The sequence below is a fragment of the Billgrantia antri genome (assembly GCF_019430905.1).
Classification (GTDB): domain Bacteria; phylum Pseudomonadota; class Gammaproteobacteria; order Pseudomonadales; family Halomonadaceae; genus Halomonas; species Halomonas antri.
The window spans coordinates 73,222-85,944 of sequence record NZ_JAHYCA010000005.1; the positions used below are offsets into that span (position 1 = coordinate 73,222).

At 65.1% G+C, this 12,723-nt stretch carries 12 protein-coding genes; 1 reads left to right on the forward strand and 11 read right to left on the reverse strand.

The genetic code is table 11. The features are described from left to right. Positions 1–125: 125 nt before the first annotated feature. The 3 genes from KPL81_RS13965 to KPL81_RS13975 form a co-directional block, all read right to left on the reverse strand. Positions 126–956 (reverse strand): class II glutamine amidotransferase, encoded by an 831-nt coding sequence (locus KPL81_RS13965; RefSeq protein WP_219792719.1) that lies wholly within the window; start codon positions 954–956, stop codon positions 126–128. Continuing rightward, positions 949–2,736 (reverse strand): vWA domain-containing protein, encoded by a 1,788-nt coding sequence (locus KPL81_RS13970; protein ID WP_219792720.1) that lies wholly within the window; start codon positions 2,734–2,736, stop codon positions 949–951. Before KPL81_RS13970 ends, KPL81_RS13965 begins: the two co-directional genes overlap by 8 nt. Positions 2,737–2,805: 69 nt before the next feature. Further along, complete coding sequence (locus KPL81_RS13975; protein ID WP_209477623.1) at positions 2,806–3,285, reverse strand: hypothetical protein; 480 nt, start codon at positions 3,283–3,285, stop codon at positions 2,806–2,808. Positions 3,286–3,371: 86 nt separating this feature from the next. On the opposite strand from KPL81_RS13975, the gene KPL81_RS13980 reads away from it, so the two are divergent. Then, positions 3,372–5,462: a S9 family peptidase gene (locus KPL81_RS13980; RefSeq protein ID WP_219792721.1), complete on the forward strand. Its 2,091-nt coding sequence runs from the start codon at positions 3,372–3,374 to the stop codon at positions 5,460–5,462. Positions 5,463–5,517: 55 nt separating this feature from the next. On the opposite strand, the gene KPL81_RS13985 is transcribed toward KPL81_RS13980, so the two are convergent. From KPL81_RS13985 to KPL81_RS14020, 8 genes are all read right to left on the reverse strand, one after another. Continuing rightward, on the reverse strand, positions 5,518–6,372 hold the full coding sequence (locus tag KPL81_RS13985) for a hypothetical protein (protein ID WP_219792722.1): 855 nt from the start codon (positions 6,370–6,372) through the stop codon (positions 5,518–5,520). 224 nt (positions 6,373–6,596) lie between these two features. Further along, positions 6,597–7,046 carry a YcgN family cysteine cluster protein gene (locus KPL81_RS13990; RefSeq protein WP_219792723.1) on the reverse strand — a complete coding sequence of 150 codons (450 nt, stop codon included), beginning with the start codon at positions 7,044–7,046 and terminating at the stop codon, positions 6,597–6,599. A 1-nt stretch (position 7,047) separates the two neighbouring features. Then, positions 7,048–7,359, reverse strand: a complete 312-nt coding sequence (locus KPL81_RS13995; RefSeq protein ID WP_219792724.1) for a YcgL domain-containing protein — start codon at positions 7,357–7,359, stop codon at positions 7,048–7,050. After that, a complete protein-coding gene (rnd, locus tag KPL81_RS14000; RefSeq protein ID WP_219792725.1) occupies positions 7,356–8,486 on the reverse strand; it encodes a ribonuclease D in 1,131 nt (376 codons plus the stop codon). Before rnd ends, KPL81_RS13995 begins: the two co-directional genes overlap by 4 nt. A gap of 36 nt (positions 8,487–8,522) precedes the next feature. Further along, on the reverse strand, positions 8,523–9,128 hold the full coding sequence (gene recR / locus KPL81_RS14005; protein ID WP_219792726.1) for a recombination mediator RecR: 606 nt from the start codon (positions 9,126–9,128) through the stop codon (positions 8,523–8,525). Further along, the gene (locus KPL81_RS14010) at positions 9,128–9,454 is read right to left on the reverse strand and encodes a YbaB/EbfC family nucleoid-associated protein (protein ID WP_219792727.1); all 327 of its coding nucleotides are present in this window, start codon (positions 9,452–9,454) and stop codon (positions 9,128–9,130) included. The genes recR and KPL81_RS14010 overlap by 1 nt, the downstream gene beginning before the upstream one ends. 38 nt (positions 9,455–9,492) lie before the next feature. Then, a complete protein-coding gene (dnaX, locus tag KPL81_RS14015) occupies positions 9,493–11,550 on the reverse strand; it encodes a DNA polymerase III subunit gamma/tau (protein WP_219792728.1) in 2,058 nt (685 codons plus the stop codon). Between the two features lie 207 nt (positions 11,551–11,757). Then, entirely contained in the window at positions 11,758–12,702 is a 945-nt protein-coding gene (locus tag KPL81_RS14020; RefSeq protein ID WP_219792729.1) for a LysR family transcriptional regulator, read from the reverse strand. Positions 12,703–12,723 lie beyond the last annotated feature (21 nt).

Below are 12,723 nucleotides of genomic sequence, written 5' to 3' on the forward strand. Positions count from 1 at the left end.
GACGCCACTGCAAAACGAACGATTGAAACAATCGTTCATTCCATTCCCTCCCCATAATCAACGCCAACGACTATCAAACTGGGCAAAAGGCGCTAGAAAGGCAAGTCATTCCGGTTGAGCGAGTATCAGCCTGCGGATGAGGACGACTCGGCCACGAAGCGAGCGACGATACGGCCATGGCGCCATACCAGCAGCTCCCCCGGCACCATGCGAACCCATGCCTCGTTGCAGGTCAGCGGTTCGGTCGCGATCACCGAGACGATATCATCTGGCGTGGTGTGCTCGGCAAAGTTGACTGTCAACTCGGCATCGGAGAGTTCCGCGCTGCCGAACGGGGCACGACGAGTGATATGAGCCAGCTTCGTCGAGCAGTAGGTATAGAGAAACTCGCCATCGGCCAGCAGCAGGTTGAAGACCCCCTTGACGCGTAGCATCTCGCACAGCTGATGAAGTCGCTGCCAGAGGGCCTGGTGGCGCTCACCCAAGCTGAGATCGCACGAGCCCAGCGCGGGCGCCTCGGGGAAGTACTGGCGCAGCGAGGCGAGCATCCAGCAAAAGGCATGCTCGCTATCGGTGTCACCCACCGGCCGGTAGAAGCTCAGCGGCAGCCCCTGCCAGCCTTCGAGTTGTCCGTTGTGGGCATAGCACCAGGTTCGACCCCACATTTCGCGAGTGAACGGATGCGTATTCGCCAAACGCACTTCCCCCACGTTGGCCTGGCGGATGTGGCTAATGGCAATGTGCGACTTGATCGGATAGTCGGTGATCAGACGAGCGATGGGGGAACGCACCGAGGGATGCGGGTCGCGAAAGTCGCGATAGCCGCCCGCCTCGTAGAAAGCGATCCCCCAGCCGTCCCGATGCGGCCCGGTGCCACCACCGCGGTGGAGAAAACCGGTGAAGCTGAAGCAGATGTCGGTGGGCACGTTGGCGCTCATGCCCAGCAATTCACACATGCGGCTCCTCCCGTGGCACTGCGCGGCGGCGCCGCAAGAGCTTGACCAGTAGTATCAGGAGTACGAGGGCGGCCAGCAACGTGCCCAGCAGCCAGCGCCACAGCGGTTCACTCAAGGTCTTTTCCAGCGGCTCGGCCAGCACGGGCCGCCATTCTCTCCAGCGCTCCCGGACGATCCGCGGCAGTTCCTGCACGTGACTGACGACACGCTCGACCGGCTCCGGCAACGCCGATCCTGTGCGAGACTCACGCACCGGCGCCAGCTCCTCGTGGAAGCGCGCCACCTCCAAGGCGGGAGAGGCATCGACCTGGTCGATCGCCGTGTCGACCGAGGAAAACAGCATCAGGCGCGGGAGGTGCAGCTCGCGTGTCTCGCCGTCGAAGGTGACTTCACCGCGCAGTATCAACGGTATGCTGAGGGCCGCATCCAGTTCCGGCAAGGTCATGCTCCAGCGCCGCTCTCCGACGGGTTCCGCCTCGAGGCGTGCCCCCTGGAGCTGACCAAAGAGGCGAGTGTTGTCGCGATCGAGCTGGGGGTGCTCGGCGGCCAGCAGAACTCGCTGGCCGTCCTCATCATGCTGGGCAGAAATTGCCGGCAACACATTGGTCGGCTGCACCCACTGCCGGCGAAAGCCCTGGCCTTCCGCACGGACCACGAACTGGGCGTTGCCGCCCAAGGCCGGAGCGGGCAAGCGACCGACGAACCGCGACTCCTGCTGACTGAGAGTCACCGCCGACTGCACCGCCCCCGAGGCGTCGCGTAGCTCGGCCGTCAATCGCAAATGCGGGGGCAGCGCTTCGGCGACCACCGCCTCCCCATCGCGGGCGAACCAGGCCTCCACCGGCACGTCGAACCCGATGTAGAAAGTATCCGGCACCCCGGCGGTCTGCAGGCTGAGCGGCGACTCGATGGTGATACGACTGTCCTGACCCGGCGCCCCTTCGAGGCGCCACTGTCCCGCCTGGGGGTCGGGCACCTGAACGAGATCATAACGAGATTCGCGACGCCATTCGGCGCCATCGGGAGGCGAGTCGGCAGAATAGCGACGGCCATCCGGTGCCACCAGTTCCGGCATCTCTTCGCCCTCGCCGCGAAACAGCAACGCCGTGAAGCCACGCAGACCCGGTTCGATGAGAAAACGCTGGTCGGTGACCGGCACCCGGTCGCTGGGAAAGATGCGATCGACGATGGCAAGGAAGGCGGTCAGCAAAGCATCCGGGGCAGCCACCGGCGCCGATAGCCCGCCGGTCATCTGCGCGAGTCGCTCCACCAGATCCATGTCGGCCTCGTCGGAGAAGGCGATGGCATGCACGACGACGTTCTCTTCGGCCAGCCTCGGGCCGAGTTCCTCCAGCAGCGCTTCCCGCGAAGCCGTGTCGATGGCCGGCTTGCTGCCTCGCCAGTCGGGCAGATCTATCCTGCCATCGGTGAGCAGCACCAGATGACGCGGTCCCGCGACCTCCTCGGCCGACGCTGCCTGAAAAATAGCGGACTCGATGTCGGTGTACTGCTGATAGTCGACCAGCAGGCTGGACAACGCCCTGGCACGATCACGCCATTCTAGATTGGCCGGTCCAGGTGGCAGCGGGTTTGCCACTCGCTCACCGAAGGTCCAGACCCCGGCCCTGGCCCCACTGGGTACCAGCGCGACCAACAGTTCGAGAGCCTCGGTGGCCAGTTGGTCGGGATCGTTGTGGCGCATGCTGCCGGAAACGTCGATGATGACCCGAACTTCCGGCTGCTCTTCATCAAGCGATGCGGCTGACAAGTAGCTCGACACAGCCAGACACCCAGCCAGAGCGACAAGCCCGCGCCACACCTTGTTCCACTCCCTCCCCATCGGGGCTCCCTAGCCGATTTTCGGCTCCCGGCGCTTGGGCTGCTGACGCGACTGTTCGCCAGACCTGCCTTGGCGCCTGCTGTTATTGTGCGACTCGCTGTCTTTGTGCTTGCGTTTTCCCTGCGTTCCTTCCTCGGGCGGGCCATCATGGCGCAGCCGCCATGCCAGCAAGACACCGATGGCGATGCCCAGCAAGGCACCGGCGGCAACCAGTAAACCGGACGTCATCAGCACCGCACCATTGCGCTCGAGAAGGGCAACGGTCGCTACCACTACCGCCGGCGCCATGCCGGTATAGAACTCGCCTTCCTCAACCAGCGGCAGCCGAAAGCGGGTCGGTATCCACAGAATACCCGCCACCATCCCCGTGATCGGCAGGCGCAGCAGGCGTGGCAGAAAAGGCAATGCCAGGTAGCCAGCTACCAGCACGACCAGAGACAAACCCAGATAGGTCAGCCATAGTAGGGACATCGAATCGGATGTCAGCATCGATACCTCATATTTCGCGTCACGGACCGTCCTTTGACGGATCGTACAGGATGGAAAGTCACCTTGAGTATGGTACACGGGCCCCAATGAAAGCACAGCCGCCACATCGTACGCCTGCCACTGCGCCCCGCACCGCGCCCCCCCCCTCTCCGGTCGAACGTTTCCGCCGCGGCGAGGATCCCGAGTGGCACTGGCTGGAAGAGCGTGACGATGCACGCGTCCAGGCCTTTCTAGAAGCCACCAACGAGGAGTCCCAGGCCTGGATGTCGCCTCTCGAGAGCCTGGTCGAACGGCTCTATCACGGTCACCTGGCACGCCGCGAACTGGCAGTCCACGGGTTGCGTACCGCGCTCGACCACTATACCTACTGGAGCGAGACGGCAGCCGATGCCGATTACCCAGTGTGGTGGCGCCACCCCAATGGCAGCCCGGAGGAGGCCAGCATCTTTCTCGACCTGCAGGCACGTGCAACGGCCGAGCATCACTATCTGGAACTGGGCGACATGGCACTGTCGCCCGACGAACGTTGGCTGGCCTGGACCGAAGATACCAGTGGCGATGAACGTTTTTCACTTTATCTCAAGGCGTTGCCCCACGGTGAGCCACGTCTGGTACTGGAAGAGATCGGTCCGGAACTGACTTGGGCCGAGGACAACACGACCCTGCTGTACACCCGCTATGATGCCACGCAGCGCCCCGACAGCATCTGGCGCCTGCCGCTTGGCGAAGGTCAGATCGGCGAGCCTTCATTGGTGCTGCGCGAGGACGACCCCGAATTCTGGCTCGGGTTGGGCAAGACCCGTTCGCGCCAGTGGCTGGTTCTGGAGAGCGCGTCGAAGGATACCAGCGAATGCCACCTGCTCCCGGCGCTGGTGCCGCAGCAAGCGCCGCGCTGCTTCCGGCCACGCGAAAAAGGGGTCGAGTACGGGCTGGAGCACCGTCCTGGGCATTTCTACATCCTGCACAATCGCAATGCTCCGCACTTTCGCCTGGACGTCGCCGAGGAAGGCGACCTCACCCCCTGGCAGCCGCTGATCGATCATCGCCACGACACCACTCTCGAAGACGTCGAGGCCTTCGAGTGGGGACTGGCCATTACCGAGCGTGACCACGACGAGGCCCAGGTCCGTATTCGCATCATCGAATTCGACGCTCACCACGATGCACGGCGCGACGAGCGCCTGCCGCTGCCGGAGTCCCCTTGCAGCGTGATGCTCGGTGACGTACCGCACTTCGACAGCCGCCGACTACGCCTGCGTGAGGAATCCTTCGTCATGCCGGTACGCTGGCTCGAGCACGACCTCGACAACGACGAACGCCTGGTCCTGAAATCTCAGCCGATACACGGCAACCTGCAACCGGCGGATCTTTGCAATGAGCGCATCTGGGCACGCGCTCATGATGGCGAGCGGATACCGGTGTCGGTGGTAATGCGTGCCGACTTGGCCGGCCACCCCTTGCCCACCCTGCTCTATGGCTATGGTGCCTACGGGGAAGTACTGGATCCTTGGTTCTCGGTCGCCAGGCTCGAGCTGCTTGCCCGTGGGGTCGCCTTTGCCGTTGCCCATGTCCGGGGCGGCGGCGACCGCGGCGAACCCTGGTACCTGGCCGGCAAGCTCGAACACAAGGAGAACAGTTTTCGCGACTTCCTTGCCGCACGCAATGCCTTGGTAGAAAAGGGGTTCAGCGACGGCGAGCGCATTGCCGCCTATGGTGCCAGCGCCGGAGGGCTGCTAGTCGGCGCCAGCCTCAACCTCGCCCCCGAGGCCTTCTGTGCCGCCGTGCTCGACGTGCCTTTCGTGGATGTCTTGCGCACCATGGAGAACCCCGACCTGCCGTTGACCACCGCCGAATACACCGAATGGGGCAACCCCGACGAAGCGGACGCACGAAAACGCATCCGGGCCTACTCCCCGCTGGACAATCTCTCACCCCAGCCCTACCCAGCGCTTTTCCTCCAAGGCAGTTGGCATGACTCCCGGGTACCCTACTGGGAGCCTGCCAAACTCTATGCCCGGCTAACCGAGATGGGAACGGCTCGCGGCCCGATACTGCTGCGCACCGACATGGCCGCCGGACACGGTGGCGCCTCGGGTCGGTTCAAGGCGTGGCACGACAATGCGCGCCAGGACGCCTTCATCCTCTGGGCGCTGGGGCTCGCCGACAAGGAACCCTGAACGCTGGATAGCAAAGACCCGGCCAGAGCCGGGTCTCGTTCTAGAAGAGACAGTATCAGGCACCGCCTCCACCGGCACCACCCCCACTGCCGCCGCCGGCACCACCACCACTGCCACCGCCGGCGCCACCATCGCTACCACCGCCGGAGCCACCACCACTGCCACCGCCGGCGCCACCATCGCTACCACCGCCGGAGCCGCCGCTGCCACCTCCACCGGAGCCACCGCTGCCGCCCCCACCGGAGCCGCCGCCACCGGAGCCGCCGCTACCGCCACCTTCTCCACCGCCATTACCCGTGCCGCCGAAGCCGCCACCGCCGGAGCCGCCATTGTCACCGCCGCCGGAACCGCCGCCGTTGTCGCCGCCGCCGTTGTCGCCGCCACCGTTGTCGCCGCCGCCGTTGTCGCCGCCGCCGCTGTCACCGCCGCCGTTGTCGCCGCCGCCGTTGTCGCCGCCGCCGCTGTCGCCACCGCCGTTGTCACCGCCGCCGCTGTCACCGCCGCCGTTGTCGCCGCCGCCGTTGTCGCCGCCGCCATTGTCGCCGCCGCCGCTGTCACCGCCGCCGTTGTCGCCGCCGCCGTTGTCGCCGCCGCCGTTGTCACCGCCGCCGTTGTCGCCGATTCCGTTGTCGCCGGGTGGTGAAGTGTCCGTGCGTACCAGGCCCCCCTCACCTCCCACGGAACCGTCCAAACCAGCCCCCAACCCCCCTGCCCCGGGCGGCGGCAGCCATAGCAGCAATTCCTCCAGCTCCTCGTCGCTCAATACGACCCCTTCGTTGAAGAGCGAATGCCAGCGCTCGGCCATGACCTCATCGCTGAGCGGTTCGCTCCAGACCGGCGACTGGGCCAGGGCATTCGTCGTCATGACGCCAAGCGCCACGCCTGCCGTCGTCATCCATATCCGTTTCATGATCCCCTCCCATCAGCTTGCCCAGGCAAGCCAGGTCATTCGCATTGCCCTCTTATCGGAAACATAAAATTACAGAGAGCAACACTCAGCATCATGGGGAAAGGGTGAAATGACCATCAGCAACTTGCGTGAAAATGCCGTAGCAATTGGGTAGTGCCCATAGGCAAGCGAGTGGGTGAGAATCCGGCACGGGCGGTACCAGGCCCGCTCACGCCTTGGAGGGATCAGCCGTCAATCGGCAGTATGGCAATGATATGATCTTCCAGCGCTTCCTCGGGTACGTCCCGCTGGGAAATGGCGAAGCTGCGCACACTGATGCCCTTGCGGTGTACCCGCTCGGCATCCCCTGAAATCAGGGGATGCCAGCCGGCAAGGCGGCGCCCCTCGGCGATGCGGCGGTAGGCACAGGACTTTGGCAGCCAGCGAAACTCCTCGACACGCTGCGGCGTAAGCCGGGCACAGTCGGGAACGCGTGCCTGCCGGTTCGGGTAGTCGCTGCAGCGGCAGCTATGGATGTCGAGTAGTTCACAGGCTACGCCAAGCACGGCAAGCTCGCCGCTGTCATCGTCCTGGAACTTGAGCAGGCAACACTGGCCGCAGCCGTCACACAGTGCCTCCCACTCCTCGGCGGTGAGTTCCTCGAGGTCGAAGCGCTCCCAGAAACGTTCACGCATGTCAGTAGCGGGATTCCGTGGGGGTCCGGTACAGATCGAGCAGGTACTCATCCTTGACCGGAGGCATCTGTAGATAAAACCCCTTGTCACGAATCGCTGCCATGACATCGCTCGCCTTGGCCCGTGCCAGGATTTTCTCCGGCGTCAGGATCAGGGTCATGGCCGATATCGGTCTGCCGAAGCGCTCAATCAGCGCCTCGGGCACTTCAGCCAGCCCCCGGCGCTTATCCACGTAGAGGTACATCTCTTCCTTGCGCGAACTCTTGTAGATCTCGCACAGCAGCTTGTCGCCTCGCATGCGGTCATCCGTCATTCGGCCTTCACCTCGTCAAGTGCTCGTGCCAGCGGGGCCGCCAGGCATTCGCCACGCCAGCCCTCGGGCAGGGGCAACGGCTCGGCAGCCAGGTCGGCCGCAATCAAGGCCTCGAGGTCGCGGCGGCGCATCAACACTTCCGGCGCCACTCCCAACCTCTCGGCATGCTCGTTAACAACCCGTTTGAGGGCCTTCATGCGACGCTTGTAATCCGCCCCCAGCGGAGATGGCGGCGCGGGCGGCAACGCATCTATCTCACACTGTCGCGCCTGCTTCACTAATGCCAGCAGCGTATCGCCATCGCGCTTGATCTGGCTCGGCTTGATGTCGTCGACTTCGGCGAGCTGATAGCGATTATCGGGCATACGCTCGGCGATGCCGTAAAGCACCCGGTCGCTGACCAGCCAACCCCGTGGCAGGTTGCGTCGCCGGGCCTCCCCCTCGCGCCAGGTGGTCAGCAGCCGATACGCTTCGATCTGACGCGGCGCAAGCCGCCATAGCTGACGATGACGGCGATACCACTGGCCGTCCGACTCATCGCTACGCAGCGCTTGCGCCAGCAGATCGCGGCAGTCGGCCTCCAGCCATTCGCGCCGCCCCTGCCGCTCCAGCGCCTCACGTTGGCGCTCCCAGACCTTGAGCAGGAACACCACATCGAGAGCCGCATAGAGGCACTGGGCCTCGCTCAGCGGACGCTGCAACCAGTCGGAACGGGTCTCATCCTTGGGCAGCGTCTCGCCGGTCCAGTGCTGTACCAGGCGCTGGTAGCCCATGGCCGGGTCCTCCCCTAGCAGGGCCTGTGCGATCTGGGTATCGACCAGAGGGGCCACCGTGACACCGGCCCAGTGCGCCAGCACCTCCAGGTCTTCGCTGCTGGCGTGCAGGAGTTTCAACGGCCCCTGGCTCAGCAGTAGACGAAAGGCGTCGGTGCACTCGACGACCAGGGGATCGATCAGCCAGGCCGGCCCTCCGACCGAGAACTGGATCAACGCTGGCACCGGGTGAAAGGTCTTCTCGCGAAAGAACTCGGTATCCAGCGCGATCACCTCGGCCTGGGCCACCTCGGCGCAAGCGGCATCCAGCGCTTCGGGCGTATCGATCCAGCGTATCTCGGGGGTCAGCGTCATGCGTTCGTCCAGCCGGGGTTAAACAGTGAAGGGAGGTCAGTCGCCACGAAACGGCAGGCGTCCATTGAAGGCACGGCTGAGGGTGCCGCCATCGACGTACTCGAGCTCACCTCCCATGGGCACGCCGTAGGCCAGCCGCGAGAGCGTGACACCGTGAGGCATGAGCTGGGTGGCGATATAGTGCGCCGTGGCCTCTCCCTCAACCGTGGGGTTGGTGGCCAGGATCACCTCGCTGACGCCACCCTCGACGATGCGCGCCTCGAGCTGATCGAGCCCGATGTCTTCGGGGCCGATGCCATCCAGTGGCGAGAGATGACCATGAAGCACGAAGTAGCGGCCACGATAGCCTCCCGCCTCCTCGATGGCCAGTTGATCGGCCGGCGACTCTACCACACACAGCAGGGTATCGTCGCGCCGGGCACTGGTGCACAGGTTGCAGATCTCCTCCTCGGTGAGGGTGCGGCAACGCTGGCAATAGCCCACCTGCTCGATGGCCTGCTCGAGCACGCCGGCGAGACGGCGCCCACCATCGCGGTCGCGCTCGAGCAGATGCATCGCCATGCGCTGCGCGGTTTTCGGGCCTACCCCCGGCAGCACCCGCAGCGACTCCATCAACCTCTCGACGAGGGGGGAAAAGCTCATCAGAAGGGCATCTTGAAGCCGGGCGGAAGATTCAACCCCGCCGTGGCCTCCTCCATCTTCTCTCGCGAGCTGGCCTCGACCTTGCGCACGGCATCGTTGACGGCTGCGGCCAGCAGGTCCTCGAGCAGCTCCTTGTCCTCCTCCATGACGCTGGGGTCGATATCGACCTTGCTCACGTCGTGGCGCCCGTTCATGGTTACCTTGATCATGCCGGCACCGGCCTCGCCGGTCACCTCGGCCTTGGCAACTTCCTCCTGAATGCGCTGCATCTTCTGCTGCATTTCCTGGGCCTGCTTCATCAGGTTGCCCATTCCACCTTTCATCATGGTCGTTCCTCTCGCTTGGCAAAATGAAACCGCGGGTGTCAGGCCCTTGGCGCCGCTTCCGCCGGCTTGACGGTCGATTCGATCAAACGCGCACCGAACGTATCCTGCAGTTGCCTGACATGCGGGTCACGCTGCAGGGCGGCCACCGCCTCGGCGTGCCGCTCGGCGGCGATCCGGTCGGCACGCTGTCGGGGCGTTTCCACTTGCTCCGGTAGCTCCCCGGCCTCGATGACGAGCTGCCGCGCAATACCGATGCCGGCCAGCGCTTCCTGTACGCGACGCACGTGGATCTCGGCGTTCATGGCCTCCTGCGACGGGTCCAGACGCAGCGTCAGTCGACGGCCGTCATCGGCTTCGACCACACAGTGAGCAGCAAGGTTGCGTGTCAGTCCCCCCAGGCCTAGGGAGTCAAAGCAGTCCAGCCAATGATCATGATCCAGCAACGCGTCGCTGGCGACAGTGGCCTGCGGTTCAGGCTCTACGGCGATCGACGCCTCGACGGGCGGCACTTCAACGGCAGGCTCCGGGGCTTCGAGTACGGCAGTGTCACTTTCATCCGCCTCGGGCGCCATTCCCTGTTGGGTAGCGTATGGCGGCGTCGAGGCCGGTTCGGGGGCCGCCATCGGCGTGGCGTGCTCTTGCGAAGGAAGGCCCACGGGAGCACTCGGCGCGGGCCCGGCCTGGACAGGGGCGGGGGCAGAGGCGGGGGCGTCCGGTGACGGAGTCACTGCCTCACCGGCCGGCTCCTCCCATGGCGGGGGTGGCTCGGGCATGCCTTCGGCCTCGGCGCCGGGCTCCACCGCGTGCTCTGCTGGAGCCGGCTCGGCCGGCGGCCCAGGCTCCGAAGGTGGTTGATTCGATGAGGCAGCGGCAGGATTGCCGGCGCTTCGAGCATCGGCCGGTGGGTCTTCCGCCCCGCTTGCGGGTGCGGCGGGCGTGTTGCCACTGCCGGCACCGCGCAACGGTAACGGCGTCTTCGCCGGCTGGGGCACGCCCTGGGGGCGGAAGGCCAGCATCCGCAGCAGGGTCATTTCCAGCGCCGTGCGCAAATCCGGGGCATGAGCCATGTCGCCACGCCCCTGGATACCGATCTGGTAATAGAGCTGCACGTCTTCGGCAGTGAAGCGCGAGGCCAGCGCCAGGATTGTCTCGCGATCGCCATGGCCGTTGTCCACCGCCTCCGGCACCATCTGCGCCACCGCCAGCCGATGCAGCACGGCGCTCATATCGTCGAGCACCGCGGCGAAGTCCGGCCCCTGCTCGGCGAGCTGAGCGACCTCGGCCAGCAACCGGGGCGCGTCGACATCGGCCAGCGCCTCGACCAGTGCCAGCACGTGGCGATGATCCAGCGTACCGAGCATGACAGCGACGTCGGCATGGCGCACCTGACCCTGGCCGAAGGCGATGGCCTGGTCGGTCAGGCTCATGGCGTCGCGCATGGAGCCGTCGGCGGCCCGCCCCAGCAGCCACAGTGCGCTCTCCTCGCAGTCGATGCCCTCGGCCTCGAGCACCTTGGCCAGGTGGGTGACGATGCGCTCGGGGGGCATGTTCTTCAGCGTGAACTGCAAGCAGCGCGACAGCACCGTAGCCGGCAGCTTCTGTGGATCGGTGGTGGCGAGCAGGAACTTGACGTGGGGCGGCGGTTCTTCCAGCGTCTTGAGCAGGGCGTTGAAGCTGCTGGTGGAGAGCATGTGCACCTCGTCGATGAGGTACACCTTGTAGCGCCCCTGGGTAGGCGCATACTGCACGTTGTCGAGCAGTTCGCGGGTGTCTTCGACCTTGGTGCGCGAAGCCGCGTCGACCTCGATCAGGTCGACGAAGCGCCCCTCGTCGATGGCTCGGCAGCTGTCGCACTCGCCGCAGGGCGTGGAGGTGATGCCGTCGTCGCCGTGGCCCTTGGCAGTACAGTTGAGGCACTTGGCGAGTATTCTCGCCAGCGTGGTCTTGCCGACGCCGCGTGTGCCGGTAAACAGATAGGCGTGGTGCAGACGCCCCTGGTCCAGGGCATTCACCAGCGCACGCTGGACATGCTCCTGGCCGACCAGTTCGTGGAACGTACGCGGCCGCCACTTGCGGGCCAGAACCTGATAGCTCATTGCAGCACGAATTCCTTGCAGCGGGGCTGGCGGGCAGCCGGTCGGAGCAGGGCCTGATTCGCCCCGGCGAAAGTCCGGTAGACGAGCCGAACGCGAAAAGCCTCATTCTACCGGCTGTGGCCAACGGCGCAAAGTTCGCCACTCACCGCGCGCCCCGCACCGGGGCCACCCGCCGCCGAGTTCCTGATGGCGGCACGTCAGGGCACGCTATGGCTCACTGTTCAGCGCCTCGTCAAGCGCTACCGCCGGGTAGGTCGCCAGCAGCCTCCTGCCTTGCCGGCGCAGGAAGTCGAGCACCTTGGCCTGCTTCCAGTCATTGCGGTAGACAAGGCCGAAGCTGAAGGTCATGGCCGGCGCAAAGGGGCGCATCGCGACGCCGTCGCGGGCGGCGAGCTGATCGCGGGCGGTGATGGGATTCATCACTGTGATGCCTACATGGTTGGCCACCAATGCCGTGATGGTGCCGATGTTGGCCTCCGTCTTGCCGGCGATCCGCACGCGGTGCTGGCTGGCCAGTTCCAGCAGCGGGTTGGTGCTGATGCTTGGCTGGTTGCTGATGACCAGATGCTGGTCACGCAAGTCATGCACCTCGACGCGCCGTTGCGCCGCCAGCGGATGCTCTTGCGGCATCAGACACAGCGCCTCGGTGGTGAACCAGGGCTCCACCCGCAGCACCCGCGAGGTAATCGGCAGGGTGACGAAGCCGATGTCGGCATGGCTCGACTCGACGGCGAGCTGCACCTCATGACTCGACATCATGTCGAGGCTGACGCTGAACTGCCGGTTCTCCTCCAGCAGCGCCGCCACCAGCCGCGGCACGAACCCGAACGAGAGTCCGGCTACCGCGGCGATGCGCAGCCGTGAGGTGCCGAACTCCTTGAGCGCCAGTACGCTGTGACGCAGTTCCTCGATATTGCCCATCAGGCGCAGGATCTCGTCGTAGAGTTCGCGCGCCTCGGGTGTCGCCACCAGACGATTCTTTTCGCGTAAAAACAGCTGGATACCCAGGTTTTCCTCAAGCTGCGCCAGTGATCGACTGACTCCCGACTGGGTGATGCCCAAGGTACGTGCCGCCTGGGACGCGGTGCCGGCCTCGAACAGCGTCTTGAAGATCGCCAGAGCCTTGAGAGAGTGAATGTTAACGTCATCCATGATTAAAACTCATCAAAACCG